The organism is Moraxella marmotae (assembly GCF_042219885.1).
GTDB classification, from domain to species: Bacteria; Pseudomonadota; Gammaproteobacteria; order Pseudomonadales; family Moraxellaceae; genus Moraxella; species Moraxella marmotae.
Map to the genome: position 1 here is coordinate 394,451 of NZ_JBHJHR010000002.1, position 19,018 is coordinate 413,468.

Sequence of the window (19,018 nt, forward strand, 5' to 3'; positions counted from 1 at the left end):
GATACTTCTTTGGGTGTAGTGGATTGTTTTATGATTTAAATTTTTATTTAATTAAAATAAAAAAATATCACCTAAACCCTGTTGGGATTGTGATTGATGATAACTTTTATCAGACTTAGGATAAGCCATGCCTTGTCGATGGCGTTTGTGCGATTTTTTCATCAAATTCAGCATCAGCCAGCCTGTCAATCAATCGGATATGCTTGACAAAATTACGCCTGCACTAGCCAAAAGTAGTAAACAGCCATCGCCACTTGCCACCTAAGCACACTGCCAATGGACGGCGTGATTTTTTACAATGCTGCATCGATTTGACTTTATTTTGACTTTCATCTTTAATAATGATAAACCATGAAAAAACTCTACGATGACCAAAAAGCTGCCTATCTTAAACTGTTAAGTCAGCACCCCATTTTTGCAGCAGCCAGTCACAAAAAATCCTTGCTGTCGGCAGTCAGCATTCATCATTATCCAAAAAATAGTTTAATTTATCTACAATATTCCAAAGTGCGGTATTTGTATTTTTTGCTTGATGGGGTGATTAATTGCTATCGCCAACAGCCCAACGGCCAAGAAAGCCTAATGACAAGTTTTGACAGTCATCAGCATGGGATTAAGTCTGTGCAAATGATTAATGAAAATCTACCCAAAGGGCAATCCGCTGCGTCTGCCACAGGCAACCAAACCAGCAATCCGCCAACACTGGCTTACAGTCGGTACACACTGGCCGCCCAAGACAACTGCCATCAGCTGACCGCCAAGGCCGCCCAAAGTGCTTATTTGGCACTCTTACCCATCACAGAGCTTGCCAAAATCTTTGAGTCAGCACCGCTTGGCGTGTTGTTTGATTGGTATGGCACGCAGATGCAGCAGCAGCTTGCCACGCAGTTTTTGTTAAATGATTTGTTGAGTCTAAAAACAGCACAGGCAAAAGTGGCGTATTATCTGCTGGCTTATGCTAATGATAAAGGCATAGTAACCGCCAACATGAGTCAAAAAAATCTGGCAGGGCTGCTCGGCATTCGTCCTGAGACACTAAGCCGCACTTTTGGCATGATGGTCAAACAGCAAATCATCAGCATCAATCTGGCAGAGTACACCATCTTAAAACCTGAGTTATTATCCGCCATGATTGAGCAATAATCCGCTGATAATTATTTGGAAAAATTAAATTTAAATCCGATAAAAGCCATGAAATGCCATTAAAGCTGTCAAATTTTCAACGCTGATTTGGCATTGATTTTATCGCCACGGCATACGCCAGCACTTCCACGCCATCGCCGACATCACTCATCTCAAACCGTAAGCCATACAGTGCGTGGCAGCCTGCCTGTGCCGCTTGCCGTTTGGCACGCACCACCGCTTCACGGCGAGCTCGATCCAAAAGCGTCTCATAAATGGTTAGGTTTTTGCCAAACAGACTAAAAATCGCCGCAATCACCAGCTTAAACCTATCCTGTGCAAGCACCACGCTGCCTGTCACAAACACTGTTTCGCACACGCCTTTTGGCTCAAAAAATCGCTCAGTTGATGCTCGAATGTGCTGATATTGTTGTTCATCAACCTGCAAACTTGCCAAATGTCGCCGTTCAGCTCGTGTACCAAAATACCAGCCAATGACAAATAATAATACAGAAATCAGCACCTGAAACAACTGCTGATGCAGATACTCCAACACTTGCATATTGACAATCTCATTTGTTAATTATTCTGCATGATTTATGCCATCTTGGGCAAAAGGATTGAATTTTTGCTGCACCTTGACCGCCGTGCCATAGACGAACAATTCAGACGCTCCTGCGGTGATGTTTGATGTCGAAAAACGAATGCCGACAATGGCATCAGCACCCAAGGCATGAGCTTTGGCAATCATGCGTTCCATCGCTTCTTGGCGTGCTTCTTCTAAAAGCTCGGTATAAGCCGTCAGCTCGCCACCCACGATATTTTTTAGCCCTGCTAACAAATCCTTGCCGACATGCTTGCTACGCACCGTGCTGCCATAAACCACATCTAACCGCTCGGTGATGATATAGCCGGGCAAATGTTCCAAATTTGATAATTGCATGATAATTTTCCTTAATCTGATTGATTTTTAAAATTTGGGTATTAAACTTGCCAAAAACAACAAAAGCAGGTCACATCAGCACCCTGCTTTTATTTATCTTATCTAAATAATATTAACCAAATAATATCAATGATTACTCATCGGTATGGAATAACAAAAACAGCTCTGTGATGTTGTCTTCAAGGGCGTTTGCCATCTGTGCCAAAGTCTCGTCATCACGCATCTCGTCCATCTCTTCGTCAATGCCTGACAGCATCACCATCGGCAAGGTCAGCATCGCCACATCTTCTTCGGTGCTTTCGTCATCAAACCAATCGACATTTTCGTCCGAATACATCGCATCAACAAAGCCAATCGCCCATGCCGCCAAATCGCCATCTTCGCTAAAGTCTTCGGCTTCTTCGCTGGCATCAAAAGGCAGCTCAATCGGCTGCTCGGCCTTTAGCGTGTCAAGCAGCTCTTGTTGCCATGCTTTTAGGGCAGCTTTGACTTCGCTTGGCACGCCATCGTCCGCCCCTTCAAAAAACGCCGACAACCAATTTGGCAAAGGTTTGCCCACCACCGTCGCCGTCAAAAATCCATGGGCAGCGATGGGATCTAGCCCCATTTCGTTGGCTGGTGATTCTAGGTAGGCAAACAATTCTTGTTTATTCATAATATACTCGATTTAAAATGGTCGATGCCAAACTTAGCATCGATGGGTAAATGACGGCTTGGCGGCTCATTTGACAATTTAGCAATTTAGCAATTGCGATGATTAAAAATCATCATCAAAATCATCTGAGTCGTCCAAATCGTCCAAGTCGTCAAAATCATCAAACTCGGCAAAATCGTCTTCGTCTTCTAAGGCACGCTTGAGCTTGTTTAGGCGTTGCTCTTCAAGCAGTGCGTCGATTTTTAGGCGTTTTTCAAGCGGTTTTGCCTTGCCTTCGTCCGCAAGCTTGGCATCAGCATCTTCTTCAAAGTTATCATCATCAAAATCATCATTAATATTGCTCATAATGACTCCCAATCTATCACAAGTGGCAAAGCACCTGTGGCTTTCCTATTTTTTGCTGCGGCAGCTTTTGCCACCGATGAATAGTTAGCCTTATAAAACGGATTTGTTTTTTTGTCAAGTATTATCTTCATCAAGCAGCACTTTATCTCGTGCCAATTTGAGCCGATCGGCGGTCATGGTTGTTACACCGACAATCTCACGCCCATCACGCTCATGTACCGTGCTTGGATTGCCAAGTGGCGACAGCGTCATATAAGTGGCGACTTCTTGGCGGCCTGTCTCACCAAAAATCACCAGCTCATTTTCTCTACGAGCATCTAAGATTGACTTAGCAGCCTGAGCCAAATCGGCATCACTGCACACCGCTTTGACAGGCAGAGCAAACAGGTGCATTTGGCGGTGCTTGTCGCAAACCACTTGATTGACCATCACCAGTAGCTTAGATAATAAAGCAGCGGCGGCGGCGGTTTTGGCACCAGTTTCGGTGGCATATAAAGTTACCGCCACGCCAGATTCATCAAAGGTTTTTTTGTTGGTCAAGGCTATGCCTGTAAAAATCGGCAGCTCAAGCACCGCCTTGGCAGCACGGTCAAACAGCTGATCACACAAGGCAAAATAAGATTCTTTGACATCATGCCCCACGGTGGTCAATAGACGATGCGGATCTTTAAACCCCAGCTGCACGGTGTAGGCGGCATTGAGCGACTGGGTGTCGCTTGGCGGCAATACCGACTCATCAATCTCATCGCTGTCATCTGCCACCGTCTCATCAGCCATCTGCTCGCTGTGCGTCTGTGCAGAAAGCGTCTGTGCCAAAGTGGTATGCTCGGTTAAGATGCCTTTATTGAGCAAATTTTTGCGGACTTGGCTGGCGATTTGTGCTTTGAGTTCATCGGTTGGGCGTGCCACATAGCCATACACCAGCCACAGGATAATATGCAGCCCAATCACACTAAGCAAAAACACCCAATTGCCTGACAAAATCCCCGCTCGGCTCACAGGCTTGGCTTGCACTACCACCTTGCCCAGAGCCTGATCACCTGAAGTGATGGCTTGCTCGGCTTGATAGCCATCGCCAGTCTCACCCAGCGGTACTAACACGCCGCCTTGGCTGTCATAGATGCCCACATAGCCAATCATTTGCTCATCGGCATACGGCTCGGCAATCACGCTCATGCTCACACGGTCATAGGCGGCCAGTGGTGCGACAAGCTCTTGGGACAGTGCTGCAACGCTGCGATCGACCACCGCTTGATTTTGGGCGGTGATGTTACGCTCAGCACCGATTACAAAAAACAGCACATGCAAAATCAAACTTACCAAAACAATTGCCGCAAAAATACCCTGTCTGGGTGCTAAGTATGTCATGATGATTGCCAAATAATCAAAAAAGTTAAATTTTGCTATTATACCACCAAATTGGCAGATTTTATCACGCCAAACCGCCCAATTTGCGTTGATTGTTTTAAAATAACGGTTAAATGGCGTTTAGATAGCATTTTAAAAGCACCAAAACCACACGGCCGATGCGATTTTTGGCAATTGACACCTTTTTTATTAATATTTATTTAACATATAATTAATAAAATTATAGCAATCTACCACCCATTATCGCCACCATCGGCAATAATATTGGCTTTAATCTTGGCTTTGGTCTTTTAAAATCGCCCATTACCTGCTAATATGTTAATCATTCACAATCACGATGGTAAGGGTCTTTATGTCTTACACCTACGCACTCCCAAAAAACAGCCAAGCATGGCAAAACGCACTCAACACCGTGGCTCACACGCTGCCCAGCGAGATTGTCGGTCGTGATTTTACCGCCAATGACATCGCTGCCAAATTGTCAAAATTGCCACTGTTTGCCATCATTGTCATCACCAAAGCACAACAAACTGCCGATATTGATGCCCTAATGCAGCAATGGGTGGACACGCAAGCCAATTGGCAGCTTGCCATCGTCCAAGACGATGAAGTCGCCAAAGCCAACGCCCATCTGATTGACACGCATGAACCGCTGGAGCATGTGGCAATTCACCGCTATCTCTTGACCCCAAAAACCGACATGGGTCAAATCAGTAAAACCGCCGCTGCCCACATTATCGATGAGCAAATCACTCGCCATCTGTCGGCGGCTGTCTGTGCTGATGTGCATATTTTATCGGCAGATAAGATGCTGACACGCCACCGCTTGGCTTGCTTTGATATGGATTCGACGCTGATTCAAGAAGAAGTGATTGTTGAGCTTGCCAAGTTTTGCGGCGTTGAAAAACAAGTCGCCCAAATCACCGAGCAGGCGATGCGTGGCGAGATTGATTTTGCCACCAGTTTTGCACGCCGTGTGGCATTGCTTGCTGATGCACCGCTGTCCATCGTTGATGAGATTATCGCCAAGCATATCCATGTGCAGCCGGGGGCAGCAGCGACCATTTCGGCACTCAAAGCCATCGGTTATCATACGGTGCTGGTCTCAGGCGGCTTTGAACCATTTGCCAAATATGTCGCCGAAACGCTGGGCATGGACGAATATTATGCCAATCCACTGCTGCACGATGGCAAAACCTTGGCAGGTATGGTGGACGACAATATCTTAGATGGCAACCAAAAAGCCGCCATCTCCCAAAAAATCGCCCATCGTCTGGGCTTGCCAATGCAGCAAGTGATCTGCATTGGTGATGGTGCAAACGATTTGCCGATGATGTCAATCAGCGACTTAGGTATCGCTTATCGTGCCAAGCCCATCGTTCAAGCCAAAGCCGATGCTGCGGTAAATATCACAGGGCTAGAAGGCATCATCTACGCACTGGGGCATCGCTTGGACGCTCGCTGATTTACCACAATGATTGTTAGCGAGCGATTTGTCGGATAAATCATCAGACGGTTTGCCAGATAATAAGCTGGGCAAGTTGTTAGACGATTGATTGGATAATTTGTTAGATAATTTTAAAAATTGACCAAATTTTAGAGAATTTAGAGAAAAAGCCATGTTTACCTTACCCATCATCAATGTCAAAACCAACCCACTGGACGCCCTACTGGCTGCCGTGGGTTTACGCCTACAAAACCTTGCCAAATCACGCAATAACGAGACTTTTAACAATCTTATCAAAGACCGCAATGTCTGTATCCAGTTTTTGGCTCCTGATGTGAGCCGCTATTTTCGCTTTGAAAATTCGCATTTTGGGCAAGCGATGGGCGTGGCGACCAACGCCGATTTGACCATTGATTTTAAAGATGCGATGACTGGCGTGCGTCTTTTGACCAAAGGCGATGTTGCCGCCTTTATGACCGCTATCCAAGACGGCGATGTAACCATCACAGGCGATTATAAATTGGTGCTGTGGTTTGCTGGCATCGGCAAGCAGGCTGCCAGCGTGCCTGACGAATACCAAGCGTATCTTGATCAAGCCAAGCCACTGATTCAAGCTGCCAAACCTTATCTTGAGACGACCAAAGAATTGTTTAATAATATTAAACAAAAATTGGGTAAATAACCATAAATCATTGGCAACAAACCGCCACTGATGGCAGATTTTGCCAAAAATTTTGGCGATAATCGGCTATTTATTTGCTATTTTTGTCAATTTTAAGTACAATCGTTTACTCAATTTGATTAGGTATGATGACGAAATGACAACCACCATTTCAAAGCAACAAATCGCACGCTTATTTGACTTGCCATTGATGGATTTGCTCATGCAGGCACAGACAGTACACCGCCAGCATTTTAATGCCAATGAAGTGCAAATCAGCACCTTATTATCCATCAAAACTGGCAATTGCCCAGAAGATTGTGGCTATTGCTCACAGTCGGGGCATTATCGTGATAAAACAGGACTGACCGCCGAAAAACGACTGGAAATCCAAAAAGTGCTGGCGGCCGCTCGCCGTGCCAAGGCTCAAGGCTCATCACGCTTTTGTATGGGGGCAGCATGGAAGCACCCCAGTGCCAAAGACATGCCGTATCTGGTTGATCTGATCAGTGAAGTCAAAGCCATGGGGCTTGAGACTTGCATGACTTTGGGCATGCTCAATCCTGAACAAGCCAAAACCTTGGCAGACGCTGGCCTAGATTATTACAATCACAACCTAGACACTTCTCGCAACTACTACGACAGCGTAACCAGCACTCGCACCTATGATGAGCGACTGGCAACCATCGAATATGTCCGCAATGCTGGCATCAATGTCTGCTCAGGCAGTATTGTCGGCATGGGCGAAAGTCGTGAAGACCGCATTGACTGGGTTTATGAACTCACCCAAATGCCGATACCACCACAGTCAATTCCTGTCAATCTGCTTGTTCCCATCGCAGGCACGCCGCTTGGCGATAAGGTGCTTGCCGAAGGTCGGCTGTCTGTCATTGAGTGGATTCGCACCATTGCCGTTACTCGCATCTGCTGCCCAACCAGCTATGTCCGCCTATCAGCTGGGCGAGAAAGCCTAAGCGATGGCGAGCAGGCGTTGGCGTTTATGGCAGGTGCTAACTCGTTCTTTTATGGTGATAAGCTGCTCACCACAGGCAACCAATCCACTTCACACGATGACAGACTGATGGCAGAGCTGGGGCTGACACCCACCAAACCCATGCCAAAACCAAAAATCATCGACGCCATCAGTGGCTTGGCGGTCAATCAAAAACTGCCAGAAGGCTGTCCGCTCAGTGCCTAGCTTGGTGCGTCATATCACCCAGCATTTAGCGGCACTGAAATTGGCTTGATGATTTGTCAAATTTCACTCAAATTTGCCCAAACCCAGCCCAAATTTGGGCGAAGTTTTGGCTCAAACCAATCCAAACTTCGCCAAGTGCCACACCAAACCCATTAGTTATCAAGATGCATCATTGTGCTATAATGGTGCATCTTTTGGCTTTGAGCATTTGGAGAGCGTGATGTTTGCCTACATTAAAGCATTTCATATCATCAGCATGGTTTGCTGGTTTGCTGGGATTTTTTATTTGCCCAGATTGTTTGTGTATCATGCAATGAGCGATGATGCAGCAAGTCAAGAGCGATTCGCCATCATGGAGCGTAAGCTGTACCGTGGTATCATGACGCCAGCGATGATTGCCACTTGGGTTTTTGGGCTACTTATGATTGCGTCTGCACCGAGTATTTATCTGCAACAAGGTTGGTTGCATATTAAGCTATGCTTGGTTGTTTTATTAAGTATTTATCATTTGTCTTGCGGTCATTTTCGCCAAAAATTAATCAACAATCCACAGCACAAAACGCATGTTTATTGGCGTTGGTTTAACGAAATCCCTGTGTTTATTCTCATCGCCGTGGTGATTTTGGTGGTGGTTAAGCCGATATGATTAAGCCAAATGAATCCTATTTGCCTATCAAAATTATCATCGCTCGTCAGTGTTAAAATTTATCACAATTCTTAAGGCGTTAAGGCATTTGCTCGGTCAAGTCTTGCCAGTTTTCCCAAGCAAATGCCGCCATCACTTGCCCAAAAGCATCATCAAGCGGTGCGGCAATGCTCAAAGGCTCGCCAGTGATTGGGTGTTCAAAATCCAGCCGATGGGCGTGCAAAAGCAGCCTTTGAGTGCCAACATTGGCGGTGATGGCACGATTTTGTACCTTATCGCCGTGAGTGGTATCGCCGACGATGGGGTGAAAAATGTGTTTCATGTGGCGGCGTAGCTGGTGCTTGCGTCCAGTTATCGGTGTCAGACGCACCAGCGAATAGCGTGAAGTGGCAAAACGCCGACAAGACACAAACGGCTGCTCAGTGGTCGCCAGCACTTGATAATCGGTGATGGCATTCTCTGGCGGTTTATCGGCATTGGCAAATTTATCGGCGATTTTGTCCAATCTGGGTTTTAGCGGATAATCAATGCGTCCACTGCCGATGATGCCACGCACCACCGCCAGATAGGTTTTTTGTACTTGGTGAGTCTCAAAGGCCAGCGACAACAGCCGTGCCACTTCACTGCTTAACGCAAACAGCAACACGCCTGATGTCGGTCTGTCCAGCCGATGTACAGGATAGACCAGCTGGCCGATTTGATCTCGCAAAGTCTGCATCACAAACACCGTCTCATGCTTATCCAGCCACGAACGATGCACCAACATACCTGCTGGTTTATTCACCACCACCAAAAATTCATCACGATAAAGTATCTGTAACAATGTCTGCACCACAGCCCCACGCCTGACCAAAACCGCCCACTATAACAAGTTATCCACCAAAAATCCACCCTGTCAAATAGCCCTATTAATTCAGATAAATCATTTATCTTTTGTCTGTTAAGATAATGATTTTATTAAATCAATTTGGCGGCTGGATTTTGGCAAATTTTAGCTTTGGTCAATTTCCCCAATTCCCCAATTCCCCAATTTGTATTTTTAACAACTGTTTTTTCAAATTTGATTTACTATTTAACAAAATCATCACAATCAGCAATCTGTGAGCAAATCTGCATAGCCACTTTTGGCATAAATATGCTATATTATCGCAGGCAAAGGGGGGTTTTATGATTTATGATATTATCGGCGACATACACGGACAAGCGGACAAGCTGATTGGGCTATTGACCAAGCTTGGCTATCGGCACGATGGCTATTGCTATCAGCCGCCAGCAAATCATCAGGCGATTTTTATTGGCGATTTTATCGATCGTGGCTCTCGTCAATTGGACACGCTACAAATTGTCTTTGATATGCTGGATCACGGTGCGGCGTTGGCAGTGATGGGCAATCATGAATACAATGCCATTGGCTATGCCACGCCCCACCCTGATGGCGATTTTTGTCGTCCACGCACCAGTCGCAACACCAAGCAGCATCAGGCGTTTTTGGACGAAGCCCCCTTGGGTTCAGATTTGCACGCTTATTGGCTGTCTCGGCTGTATGAGCTGCCGCTGTGGCTTGAGCTGCCGATGCTCAATGTCATTCATGCCTGCTGGGATACCGCCGCCCAACAAGTGCTATCGCCCCATCTGACTGCCAATCGCTGCCTAACCCCAGCTGGCATCATCGCCACGGCATTGTGCGATTCGCCAGAGTTTTTTGCCCTTGAGCGACTGCTAAAAGGCATCGAAAGCCCGCTGCCTGCTGGCGTGGTGCTGATTGACGGCCATGACATTGTCCGCAAGCGAACTCGAGTCAAATGGTGGCTTGATGATTGGCAAAACCGCCCACTGTCAGAAGCCGCCCAGCTTGGCACTCGTGCCAGAATGAACCTGCCTGATGACTGTGATATCAAGCCTTTGCCCATCGACTTTAGGCTTGATACCGCCAAGCCGATTTTTATTGGGCATTATTGGCTGGACGGCACACCTGCGATACTCTCGGGCAGTGTGGTTTGTACCGATTATTCCGCTGGCACGACAGGGCATTTGACCGCTTATCAATTCGACACCGACAATCCAACTTTGGATAATGGCAATTTTGTGCAATACATCGCATCGGCATGATTTTATTGGCAATATTTGACAAAACAACGCCAAATCACGCCAAGCATTTGCCATTTTGGTGTAAATGTGCTAATTTACTTTTTTGCTAATTTGTTTTTTAACTGATATTTTTTAAATACCATTAAGGGAAAAATATGTCTGACACACAACCTGCACCGATTGCATCGCCTGCTGGCACGCCAAAGGTTGGCATCATCATGGGTTCACAATCCGACTGGGCGACCATGTGCCACGCTGCACAGATTTTGGCCGATTTTGGTGTGGCATTTGAATGCGAAGTGGTCTCAGCCCACCGCACGCCAGATAAGCTGTTTGACTACGCCAAATCCGCCAAAGACAAAGGCCTACAAATCATCATCGCTGGTGCAGGTGGTGCAGCTCACCTACCGGGCATGTGTGCATCACAGACCGCCCTACCTGTACTGGGCGTGCCTGTCAAATCCAGCACTCTAAGCGGTTGGGACAGCCTGCTATCCATCGTGCAAATGCCAAAAGGCGTGGCGGTTGGTACACTTGCTATCGGCACGGCAGGGGCGTTTAACGCTGGGCTGTTGGCGATACAGATTTTGGCAATTCACGATAAAAACCTTGCCAAACAATTGCAAGAATTTCGCCAAAAACAAACCGACACGGTGCTAAATAGCCCAATTCCAGGGGTTATCAATTAAGCCAATTAATGATTGTTAATCGCCAACCATTAATCATTCATTGTCAATTAAATATTCACAATGTGAGCAATTTTATTATTTGGGTAAGCAATCATCAAACCCTTTGCTTGATTGCTTGATTTGCCCAACTGGATAAGTAAATTGCCAAAATTACGCCAAATCATGGGCAAAATGTGCGATAATAGCCAACGGTTTTGCCCATCGTTGGCTGTTTTTATTTTGTATTGATATTTTTAGACGATTTTTTAGACGGTTTTTAGATAAATTTTTGGATAAATTATGACTTCTACCATCAAAACCATTGGCATTCTTGGCGGCGGTCAGCTTGGCATGATGCTTGCCCAAGCCGCCTTACAGCTGGGCTATCGCTGCGTATTTTTGGAAGATGCCGACAATGCCCCTGCGTCTTTGTATGGACAAGTGTTCAAAAGCCACGAGCTGGATAAATTCATCGCCGCCAGTGATGTGTTTACCCTAGAATTTGAAAACACGCCTGTTGATACTGCTCGCACCTTGGGCAATCTTAGCGACAAAGGCGGACTGTTTCCACCTGCCGATGCCCTACAAATCGCCCAAGATCGTCTGGCCGAAAAAGCGTTATTTAATCAACTGGACATCGATACCGTGCCGTATCTATCGGTCAGTAGTTTAGACGAGCTACATAATGCCTGTCAGCAGCTGGGCTTGCCTTTGGTACTAAAAACCAGTCGTGGCGGCTATGACGGCAAAGGGCAATTCGTCATTAAAACTACCAACGATATCCAAACCGCTTGGCATGAGCTGGGCGATGCCGTAACAGGTCAAGGCGGACTGACCAGCACGCCTGCACCTTTGATTGCCGAAGGGTTTATTAACTTTAGCCGTGAAGTCTCCATCATCGCTGTGCGTGCCAAAAATGGCGACATTCGCTACTACCCTTTGGTCGAAAATCACCACAAAAACGGCATTCTTGCCAAAACCATCGCTCCTGCCGATAACATCGCTCACCTAACCGAGCAAGCCCAAAGCAACATCGGCAAAATCCTAACGCACCTTGATTATGTTGGCGTGCTGACGCTGGAGCTGTTTGTTACCGAATCTGGATTGATTGCTAACGAAATCGCCCCCCGTGTGCATAACTCAGGACATTGGAGCATTGAAGGGGCGTACTGCAGCCAATTTGAAAGCCATATCCGTGCGGTGACAGGCTTGCCGCTGGGCGATACCCAAATCGCCAAACCATCGGTAATGCTCAATGTTATTGGTAAATATCCTGATATAAATCAATTACTTAGCATTGATGGCGTGCATTTTCACCATTACCACAAATCCGAACGCACAGGGCGAAAAATCGGACACATCACCATCACTGCTGATGAGCCAAATGCTGCCGTTGCCGCCATTGAGCAGCTTTTGAACTAAGCGACACAAGGCAAGTATTTTAAAACAACTAAAATAAAATTTTAAAATACTTGCCATCGGCTAAGTTTGAGATTAATCAAATCATGCAAATATTTATCGATGCCGACGCCATCGCCAACATCGCCAAAGAGCTGATTATTAAGACTGCCAATCGCACGCAAGTTTGTGCGATTTTTGTGGCAAATCGTCCGACACGGCTGCCGCCATCGCCATTTTTACAAAGCATCACCGTATCGCAAGGCTTTGATATTGCTGATCATTATATCGCAGATGCTGTCAATGCTGGCGACTTGGTGATTACCAGCGACATCGTGCTTGCCCATGATGTGCTAGAGCGTGGAGCGTTAGTGCTGACCGCGCGTGGTGAGCGACTGACCGCCGAAAACATCAAGCCCAAGCTCAACGCACGAGATTTTATGGACATGATGCGTGGCACAGGCGTGCTAGAGCCTGCACAGATGGGCGGACAAAAACCTTACGGCGATAAAGACAAAATCGCCTTTGCCAATGCCCTAAATCAACTGGTCAAACCGCCCAAAACATCGCCAGTGTCATAAAATCGCTATTTTGACTATCCTATTTAACAATTCTACTTAATAATTTAACAGTCCCATTAAACCACCCCAGCAATTTTGATCATCTTATCAATAACCACAAATAACCACAGCGGTTATTTTATTTGCCATTCCATTTATCATTCTGCCAATCATTTTATTAACAGCCCATCACCAGCCCCAGCACCAAATCCGCAATCGCCCCATCAACAATCAAGCAAGAAAAAACTTGCAAAATTGGGCAAATCGGACAAGCTATTTTATAAAAATTGGTGCATAATAAGACTGGTTTTATTTTTAGCATTTTATTGACGATAAATACTATTTGATGGATTGGCAAAAGACAATGATTGAACAATGGAGCAAAGAGCTGATTTTACAACGCTTACTTGCCTTGACTTTATTGACCGTTTTGGTGATTTTGTGCTTGCAAGTGGTGAAGTTTTTTATTTCGTCTGCCATTTGGGCAGCGATTTTGACTTATATCACTTTTCCGCTGTATCGATTTTTTCACCAAAAGGTGCATCTTAGCCCCACTATCAGTGCCTTGATTATGACCGTGTCCATCACGCTGATGATTGGCATTCCTTTGGTGCTTGGCGTGTTTTTCTTGCAACAAGAAGTGGTGAATTTTTATGGCATGGCGGTCAGACGACTGCAAGCAGGCTATGTGGATTTGCCCGAAAGTATCAAAAATCTGCCCGTCATCGGTCAGCAAATCAAAAACGCCCTTTGGGAGATTAACAAAGACCCCGAAAGTTCGATGGCGGTGGTGCGGACTTGGATTCAGTCGCATTTGTATTACGGCAAAATCGCCTTTGATGCCGCACTCAAAAACTTCGCCAAACTGGGCATGGCGTTGATGACCATGTTTTTCTTTTATCGTGATGGCATGAGTTTGGTTAAACAGATTCGCCAAGCGATGCGTAACATCATCGGCGATCGCATCGATCACTACATTGACGCCATCGCCAGCACCACCCAAGCGGTCGTCTATGGCATCGGATTGACGGCACTGGCTCAGGCACTGCTGGCAGGGATTGGCTATGCTGTCGCTGGTACGCCCAATCCGATTTTATTGACCATCATCACTTTTATCGTGGCGATGATACCGTTTGGCACGCCGTTTGCTTGGGGTTCGGTGGCGTTATGGCTGTTATCACAAGGGCAAACCACCGAAGGCATCGGACTTGGGCTGTGGGGCATCTTGGTCATCAGCTGGGTGGATAATTTGATTCGCCCCATCGTCATCAGCGGTGCGACCAAAATTCCGTTTATCATTATTTTTATTGGCGTGCTGGGTGGCTTGACAGCATTTGGCTTTGTCGGTCTGTTCATCGGCCCTGTGGTGCTTGCCATCGGTCTTGCGGTGTGGCGTGAATGGATCAGCCAGCACAAAAACGAAATTTTTGCCAGTCGCCGTAGCGGTGCGGTGGCGGCTAGTGGGCAAGCATTGTTATCAGATGCCATGCCCTGCTCTGATACCGACACTACCAATTCTGCCAACGCTAACACCAACGACACCAACCACCAAGGATAACCATGCTCACTGTACTTGCTGATGAAAATATCGCCAATCTTGATGACTATCTGGCACATCACGACATTCGCCTAATTAAGATGGCTGGGCGTGATATCACCGCCAAAACGCTCGCCACACATCGCCCAAACGCTTTATTTATCCGCTCGGTTACGCAGGTGGCAGCGGACAATTTGGGCGATTTATCCGCTTTGCCGCTGAAATTTGTCGGCTCGGCAACCATCGGCACTGACCATGTTGATGGCGATTATTTGGACAAGTTTGGCATCAGCTTTGCCAATGCCGCTGGTTGCAGTAAGCATTCGGTCGCCCAATATGTCATCACCGCCATCTTACACGCCTTACCACAAGCACGGCAAACACCGATTCGCCTTGGCATCATCGGACTTGGCAATATCGGCAGCACGCTGGCAGACTATGCCGCACGACTGGGCTGGCAGGTGTCAGGCTACGATCCGTTTTTGCCGCCATCAGATATCAACCAAGCCGACTTCGATGGCGTGCTGACAGCCGATGTCATCAGCATTCACACGCCTTTGACGCACAGCGGTCGCCACCCCACCGCCAAGCTATTTGACGCTGCCACTTTCTCCAAGCTCAACACCAATGCCTTGCTCATCAACACCGCTCGTGGCGAAATCATCGAACAGACGGCACTGATGCACGCCATCGCCAATAAAAATTTGCGTGTCGTGCTTGATGTATTTCCACACGAGCCTACCATTGATGCCGATTTGCTAAATGCTCTGACGCTTGCCACACCGCACATCGCAGGCTATACCCTAGAAGGCAAAATCCGTGGCACGGACATGATTTATCAAGCCTTTTGCCGACATTTTGACCTTGAGATTTGCCAAACGCTGCCGCCACTGTTGCCTGATAATCCTTATCGCTTTGATGAATTGATGGATAAGTTTAGCTTAATAAAACTTCGTGATTATTATGATATTGCCGCCGATTTTGCCAGTTTGCAAATGGTCAATCATCAAGGCGTGACTGGGGCGGATTTTGACAAATTGCGTAAAAACTACCGCCTACGCCATGAATGGCTGTGATTGATTGCCAGATAAATTTAGCCACCAAGCCAATTTTTATAAAATTCAGCTTTTATAAACCAACCAATTTTTAATAAAATTAACAAATCGTATGAAACCAACGACCGATTACGCCCCCACGATGAGCCTTGCCAATGCTCAAAAAAAAGCCGAACTGCTTGGCAAAATCCGCCAGTTTTTTGCCGAACGCAAAGTGCTGGAAGTGACCACGCCGATTTTGTCGCACGCAGGCAATACCGATGTCTATATCGAGTCGGTAGCGGCCAATTTTCATGACCAAGGCAAGCTGACCACTGGCTATTTGCACACTTCGCCAGAGTTTGCCATGAAACGGTTGCTCGCCAGCTATCGAGTGCCGATTTATCAGATTTGCCAAGTGTTCCGAGATAACGAAAAAGGGCGGCGGCATAATGTCGAATTTACCATGCTAGAATGGTATCGCCCCGATTTTGATTTGGACGAGCTGGCGGACGAGTTGGCAGCACTGCTGACTGCGGTTACTGGGCAGACCGTCAAGCTGTGCCAATTAAGCTATGCTGATGCTTTTGTCAAATATGCTGGCATTCACCCCTTTAGTGCTGATGTCGATGCCCTACGCCAATGTGCCATCGCCCACGGTATCCGTCTGGATATGGGGAGCGATGTGCAAAGTTGGCTGGATTTGCTGTTTAGCCATCTGGTTGAACCAAAACTTGGCTTTGAGATGCCGACCTTGATTGTCGATTATCCGCCAGCGACCGCTGCTCTTGCCAAGATGAGTATCGATGCTGATGGGCATCAGGTCGCACGCCGCTTTGAGCTGTATATGCACGGCTACGAGATTGCCAATGCCTATGATGAGCTTGCCGATGCCAAAGAGCTGCGTGCCAGATTTATTGCGGACAATCAAGCACGGCAACAGCTTGGGCTGCCGACCATGCCCATTGATACGCACCTGCTGGCGGCGTGCGATGATTTGCCTGCGTGTAGCGGTATCGCACTGGGCGTTGATCGGCTGTTTATGGTGCTAAACCAATTGAACGACATTCGCCACACCATCGCCATCACCACCGACCGTGCTTGAGTTATCGTGATGTTGATTTTTAATTAATTCAACTAATTTAACCAATTAAAATCACTTCATCAATCCACACCCAGCACGCTTTTTGCCCATAAAATCAGCGGCAAATCCACCATCTTGCCATCAACGGCAAACACCGTCTCGCCAGTGCTTTGGTATTTTTGGTAAATGGCACGAGCAAAATCCTGCTCATCTGCCATATCCGACAAAGCACGCTTGGCGATGGCGACTTGCTTGGGGTGAATCAACAGCTGACCGCCAAAGCCAAAATCTCGCCAATGCCGCACACACGCCGCCAAGCCTGTTTCATCATAAAAATCGACAAACACCGTTTCTATCGGCGGCTTTAGACCGTTTGCCAGCGAATGAATCAAAAGCTCGCTGCGAATCTTATCAAACAGCACGCCAGCCGCGGCAGAACCCAGACGCACCCCCAAAGACTGCAACAAATCCAGCCGCCCAAAGCTCATCGCCCACACGCCCTGTGCCTGTGCGATACTAGCAATGTTAGCGATACCAAGGGCAGACTCAATCATGGCAATCACTGGCTTATTTGTCGCACGGTGCAAGTGTTCAACTTGAGCGGCGTTTTGGCATTTTGGTAATAGCACGCCAGTCAAATGCACCAAGTGCGGCAACATCGCCAAATCCAGCTGATAATCATCGCTGTGAGCGGCATTAATCCGCAGCCAATAATCACATGGGCTTTGCTTATCAAAATCCATCAAAGCCTGACGGACGCTGTGTTTTTGCTCATCTGCCACCGCATCTTCCAGGTCAATGATAATGGCATCAGCCCCTGACTGCACCGCTTTGGCGACACGCTGCAGATGCACCGCTGGCACAAATAAAAACAAAGTTTTGCCCATTACTTTATCCATACTTCACAGTTTCTCATTTAAGATATTTTTAAAATTGGTAACAATAAATGAATAAAAATATATCATCATTTGTCAAATTTGCCAATCTCACCAAGCGGATTTGGTGCTTTGGTTTGCGTATTATGTCAGTATTTTGACAATTTTAATAAATGATGAATAATAAATAATGAATAATGCGGGATAAAATATTAACTTTTTATCAATTATCCAAATAAAAAGGACTGACTTTCACGATGAAAATCAGTCCCATCAAGTCTGCAATTTTGATGAAGTTTGGCAAATTAAACTGTTTAAAATCCACCAAAATCGGTCAAAATCCGACTTGCTTAGACAATAAGATTATTGTGCTTGGTTAAAGTTTTGATAATCTTTGCCTTGTTCGATTTGCTGCATACCGCCATCAGTGGTGCGTGCATAAACAGTCACATTCACTTCAACACGACGGTTTGGCTGCAAGCAGTCAATCAATTGCGGACGTGGCAAGCTATCGCTACATTGTACATTTGGCAATGGTTGTAGCTTACCTGCACCTGCTGCAGATAGTGTCGCTGCGTTCACGCCACGCTCGATTAGGTAGCGGCGGACAGTCTCAGCACGACGCTCAGACAGGCGGATATTGTAGTCATGGCTACCTAGGCGGTCAGTATGACCTACCAAGTGTACACGGCTCTCGCCACGCTGTTCCCACTCTTTTAGCTGTACTGCCAAAGCGTCTAGGCGTGCTTTGCCTGCTGGTAGCATATCTTTAAGCTCATATTTGTCAAACTTAAATAGTGCGTCAGCTTCTAGGGTGATACGCTCATTAACGATTGGTTGCATCGGTGCTGGAGCTGGCATCACTGGTGCAGGTTGATTGATGATGACAGTTTTGCCAGCTTCTGGTGCTTTGGCATACTGAGCACAATCTTTTGGCAGCCAGTAGAACTCTTGGCCACGATAGTTTTCGTCAAAAATCACTTTGTACTGACAAACTTTAACGCTGTCATCTGCTTGATAAAACTTCAAGATATAGTCCCACTCACGAGCTTTGATTGACTCGTTAAAATGTGGACGGCCAAGCAGTTGATACAACTCATCTTTTGCCACACCTGGACGAATCTTTGACAAATTCTCACGGTTTGGGAATTGACCATCTTTTTGCCATGCCTTATTCAGCTCTGGAAAATAGATGTCTTCGGCAGCGATGGTGCCTTGGTTTGAGATGTTTTGGCTGACTTGCTTAGTACCCATACAGCCAGTGATGGCAAATACAGACACTGCCAAGACGCTCAATGCGTTTAATTTTTTCATAAAATTTTCCTAATTAGCAATTGCTAAATTAAAAATGAATAAATTCGTTGGGAAACCCCGTGCAACTTGACACAG

At 46.6% G+C, this 19,018-nt stretch carries 21 protein-coding genes; 13 read left to right on the top strand and 8 right to left on the bottom strand.

Annotated elements, in window-relative coordinates; all coding sequences use genetic code 11:
- The first annotated feature begins 127 nt into the window (after positions 1 to 127).
- Both ACFBZI_RS02020 and ACFBZI_RS02025 read left to right on the top strand, forming a co-directional pair.
- Complete coding sequence (locus ACFBZI_RS02020; RefSeq protein ID WP_375714798.1) at positions 128 to 265, top strand: hypothetical protein; 138 nt, start codon at positions 128 to 130, stop codon at positions 263 to 265.
- 86 nt (positions 266 to 351) lie between these two features.
- Complete coding sequence (locus tag ACFBZI_RS02025) at positions 352 to 1,143, top strand: Crp/Fnr family transcriptional regulator (protein ID WP_375714799.1); 792 nt, start codon at positions 352 to 354, stop codon at positions 1,141 to 1,143.
- A 76-nt stretch (positions 1,144 to 1,219) separates the two neighbouring features.
- Here the strand turns inward: ACFBZI_RS02025 and ACFBZI_RS02030 are convergent, their stop codons facing one another.
- The 5 genes from ACFBZI_RS02030 to ACFBZI_RS02050 form a co-directional block, all read right to left on the bottom strand.
- Positions 1,220 to 1,684, bottom strand: a complete 465-nt coding sequence (locus tag ACFBZI_RS02030; RefSeq protein ID WP_375714800.1) for a YbjQ family protein — start codon at positions 1,682 to 1,684, stop codon at positions 1,220 to 1,222.
- Between the two features lie 21 nt (positions 1,685 to 1,705).
- Complete coding sequence (locus ACFBZI_RS02035; RefSeq protein WP_375714801.1) at positions 1,706 to 2,065, bottom strand: YbjQ family protein; 360 nt, start codon at positions 2,063 to 2,065, stop codon at positions 1,706 to 1,708.
- Positions 2,066 to 2,198: 133 nt separating this feature from the next.
- Positions 2,199 to 2,720, bottom strand: a complete 522-nt coding sequence (locus ACFBZI_RS02040) for a YecA/YgfB family protein (protein ID WP_375714802.1) — start codon at positions 2,718 to 2,720, stop codon at positions 2,199 to 2,201.
- Between the two features lie 102 nt (positions 2,721 to 2,822).
- Positions 2,823 to 3,065: a PA3496 family putative envelope integrity protein gene (locus tag ACFBZI_RS02045; RefSeq protein ID WP_375714803.1), complete on the bottom strand. Its 243-nt coding sequence runs from the start codon at positions 3,063 to 3,065 to the stop codon at positions 2,823 to 2,825.
- A 114-nt stretch (positions 3,066 to 3,179) separates the two neighbouring features.
- Entirely contained in the window at positions 3,180 to 4,433 is a 1,254-nt protein-coding gene (locus ACFBZI_RS02050) for a hypothetical protein (protein WP_375714804.1), read from the bottom strand.
- Positions 4,434 to 4,785: 352 nt separating this feature from the next.
- Here ACFBZI_RS02050 and serB point away from each other — a divergent pair, with 352 nt between their 5' ends.
- From serB to hemJ, 4 genes are all read left to right on the top strand, one after another.
- On the top strand, positions 4,786 to 5,898 hold the full coding sequence (serB, locus tag ACFBZI_RS02055; protein ID WP_375714805.1) for a phosphoserine phosphatase SerB: 1,113 nt from the start codon (positions 4,786 to 4,788) through the stop codon (positions 5,896 to 5,898).
- A 154-nt stretch (positions 5,899 to 6,052) separates the two neighbouring features.
- On the top strand, positions 6,053 to 6,562 hold the full coding sequence (locus ACFBZI_RS02060) for a hypothetical protein (protein WP_375714806.1): 510 nt from the start codon (positions 6,053 to 6,055) through the stop codon (positions 6,560 to 6,562).
- A 136-nt stretch (positions 6,563 to 6,698) separates the two neighbouring features.
- Complete coding sequence (bioB, locus tag ACFBZI_RS02065; RefSeq protein WP_375714807.1) at positions 6,699 to 7,739, top strand: biotin synthase BioB; 1,041 nt, start codon at positions 6,699 to 6,701, stop codon at positions 7,737 to 7,739.
- Between the two features lie 220 nt (positions 7,740 to 7,959).
- Entirely contained in the window at positions 7,960 to 8,385 is a 426-nt protein-coding gene (hemJ, locus tag ACFBZI_RS02070) for a protoporphyrinogen oxidase HemJ (RefSeq protein WP_446221239.1), read from the top strand.
- A 79-nt stretch (positions 8,386 to 8,464) separates the two neighbouring features.
- Here hemJ and truC read toward each other — a convergent pair whose 3' ends face one another.
- Positions 8,465 to 9,217 (bottom strand): tRNA pseudouridine(65) synthase TruC, encoded by a 753-nt coding sequence (gene truC, locus ACFBZI_RS02075; RefSeq protein ID WP_375714808.1) that lies wholly within the window; start codon positions 9,215 to 9,217, stop codon positions 8,465 to 8,467.
- Between the two features lie 335 nt (positions 9,218 to 9,552).
- On the opposite strand from truC, the gene ACFBZI_RS02080 reads away from it, so the two are divergent.
- The 7 genes from ACFBZI_RS02080 to epmA all read left to right on the top strand — a co-directional run bounded on the left by ACFBZI_RS02080 (position 9,553) and on the right by epmA (position 16,775).
- The gene (locus tag ACFBZI_RS02080; protein ID WP_375714809.1) at positions 9,553 to 10,494 is read left to right on the top strand and encodes a metallophosphoesterase; all 942 of its coding nucleotides are present in this window, start codon (positions 9,553 to 9,555) and stop codon (positions 10,492 to 10,494) included.
- A gap of 134 nt (positions 10,495 to 10,628) precedes the next feature.
- Positions 10,629 to 11,162: a 5-(carboxyamino)imidazole ribonucleotide mutase gene (gene purE, locus ACFBZI_RS02085; protein WP_375714810.1), complete on the top strand. Its 534-nt coding sequence runs from the start codon at positions 10,629 to 10,631 to the stop codon at positions 11,160 to 11,162.
- A gap of 279 nt (positions 11,163 to 11,441) precedes the next feature.
- Positions 11,442 to 12,563 carry a 5-(carboxyamino)imidazole ribonucleotide synthase gene (locus ACFBZI_RS02090; RefSeq protein WP_375714811.1) on the top strand — a complete coding sequence of 374 codons (1,122 nt, stop codon included), beginning with the start codon at positions 11,442 to 11,444 and terminating at the stop codon, positions 12,561 to 12,563.
- 83 nt (positions 12,564 to 12,646) lie between these two features.
- On the top strand, positions 12,647 to 13,120 hold the full coding sequence (locus tag ACFBZI_RS02095) for a YaiI/YqxD family protein (protein WP_375714812.1): 474 nt from the start codon (positions 12,647 to 12,649) through the stop codon (positions 13,118 to 13,120).
- A gap of 343 nt (positions 13,121 to 13,463) precedes the next feature.
- On the top strand, positions 13,464 to 14,657 hold the full coding sequence (locus ACFBZI_RS02100) for an AI-2E family transporter (protein ID WP_375714813.1): 1,194 nt from the start codon (positions 13,464 to 13,466) through the stop codon (positions 14,655 to 14,657).
- Between the two features lie 2 nt (positions 14,658 to 14,659).
- Complete coding sequence (locus tag ACFBZI_RS02105) at positions 14,660 to 15,712, top strand: 4-phosphoerythronate dehydrogenase (RefSeq protein WP_375714814.1); 1,053 nt, start codon at positions 14,660 to 14,662, stop codon at positions 15,710 to 15,712.
- 91 nt (positions 15,713 to 15,803) lie between these two features.
- Complete coding sequence (gene epmA, locus ACFBZI_RS02110; protein ID WP_375714815.1) at positions 15,804 to 16,775, top strand: EF-P lysine aminoacylase EpmA; 972 nt, start codon at positions 15,804 to 15,806, stop codon at positions 16,773 to 16,775.
- A 59-nt stretch (positions 16,776 to 16,834) separates the two neighbouring features.
- On the opposite strand, the gene ACFBZI_RS02115 is transcribed toward epmA, so the two are convergent.
- Both ACFBZI_RS02115 and ACFBZI_RS02120 read right to left on the bottom strand, forming a co-directional pair.
- On the bottom strand, positions 16,835 to 17,653 hold the full coding sequence (locus ACFBZI_RS02115; RefSeq protein ID WP_375714816.1) for an HpcH/HpaI aldolase/citrate lyase family protein: 819 nt from the start codon (positions 17,651 to 17,653) through the stop codon (positions 16,835 to 16,837).
- Between the two features lie 339 nt (positions 17,654 to 17,992).
- Positions 17,993 to 18,943 carry an OmpA family protein gene (locus tag ACFBZI_RS02120; protein ID WP_375714817.1) on the bottom strand — a complete coding sequence of 317 codons (951 nt, stop codon included), beginning with the start codon at positions 18,941 to 18,943 and terminating at the stop codon, positions 17,993 to 17,995.
- Positions 18,944 to 19,018 lie beyond the last annotated feature (75 nt).

Excerpts from the sequence above, each read along its gene's own strand:
- ACFBZI_RS02095 (WP_375714812.1), top strand. The coding sequence starts at position 12,647 with ATGCAAATATTTATCGATGCCGACGCCATCGCCAACATCGCCAAAGAG.
- ACFBZI_RS02035 (WP_375714801.1), bottom strand. The coding sequence starts at position 2,065 with ATGCAATTATCAAATTTGGAACATTTGCCCGGCTATATCATCACCGAG.
- ACFBZI_RS02020 (WP_375714798.1), top strand. The coding sequence starts at position 128 with ATGCCTTGTCGATGGCGTTTGTGCGATTTTTTCATCAAATTCAGCATC.
- hemJ (WP_446221239.1), top strand. The coding sequence starts at position 7,960 with ATGTTTGCCTACATTAAAGCATTTCATATCATCAGCATGGTTTGCTGG.
- ACFBZI_RS02090 (WP_375714811.1), top strand. The coding sequence starts at position 11,442 with ATGACTTCTACCATCAAAACCATTGGCATTCTTGGCGGCGGTCAGCTT.
- ACFBZI_RS02025 (WP_375714799.1), top strand. The coding sequence starts at position 352 with ATGAAAAAACTCTACGATGACCAAAAAGCTGCCTATCTTAAACTGTTA.
- ACFBZI_RS02050 (WP_375714804.1), bottom strand. The coding sequence starts at position 4,433 with ATGACATACTTAGCACCCAGACAGGGTATTTTTGCGGCAATTGTTTTG.
- epmA (WP_375714815.1), top strand. The coding sequence starts at position 15,804 with ATGAAACCAACGACCGATTACGCCCCCACGATGAGCCTTGCCAATGCT.
- ACFBZI_RS02030 (WP_375714800.1), bottom strand. The coding sequence starts at position 1,684 with ATGCAAGTGTTGGAGTATCTGCATCAGCAGTTGTTTCAGGTGCTGATT.
- bioB (WP_375714807.1), top strand. The coding sequence starts at position 6,699 with ATGACAACCACCATTTCAAAGCAACAAATCGCACGCTTATTTGACTTG.
- ACFBZI_RS02115 (WP_375714816.1), bottom strand. The coding sequence starts at position 17,653 with ATGGATAAAGTAATGGGCAAAACTTTGTTTTTATTTGTGCCAGCGGTG.
- ACFBZI_RS02045 (WP_375714803.1), bottom strand. The coding sequence starts at position 3,065 with ATGAGCAATATTAATGATGATTTTGATGATGATAACTTTGAAGAAGAT.
- purE (WP_375714810.1), top strand. The coding sequence starts at position 10,629 with ATGTCTGACACACAACCTGCACCGATTGCATCGCCTGCTGGCACGCCA.
- ACFBZI_RS02100 (WP_375714813.1), top strand. The coding sequence starts at position 13,464 with ATGATTGAACAATGGAGCAAAGAGCTGATTTTACAACGCTTACTTGCC.
- ACFBZI_RS02120 (WP_375714817.1), bottom strand. The coding sequence starts at position 18,943 with ATGAAAAAATTAAACGCATTGAGCGTCTTGGCAGTGTCTGTATTTGCC.
- ACFBZI_RS02105 (WP_375714814.1), top strand. The coding sequence starts at position 14,660 with ATGCTCACTGTACTTGCTGATGAAAATATCGCCAATCTTGATGACTAT.
- serB (WP_375714805.1), top strand. The coding sequence starts at position 4,786 with ATGTCTTACACCTACGCACTCCCAAAAAACAGCCAAGCATGGCAAAAC.
- ACFBZI_RS02060 (WP_375714806.1), top strand. The coding sequence starts at position 6,053 with ATGTTTACCTTACCCATCATCAATGTCAAAACCAACCCACTGGACGCC.
- ACFBZI_RS02080 (WP_375714809.1), top strand. The coding sequence starts at position 9,553 with ATGATTTATGATATTATCGGCGACATACACGGACAAGCGGACAAGCTG.
- ACFBZI_RS02040 (WP_375714802.1), bottom strand. The coding sequence starts at position 2,720 with ATGAATAAACAAGAATTGTTTGCCTACCTAGAATCACCAGCCAACGAA.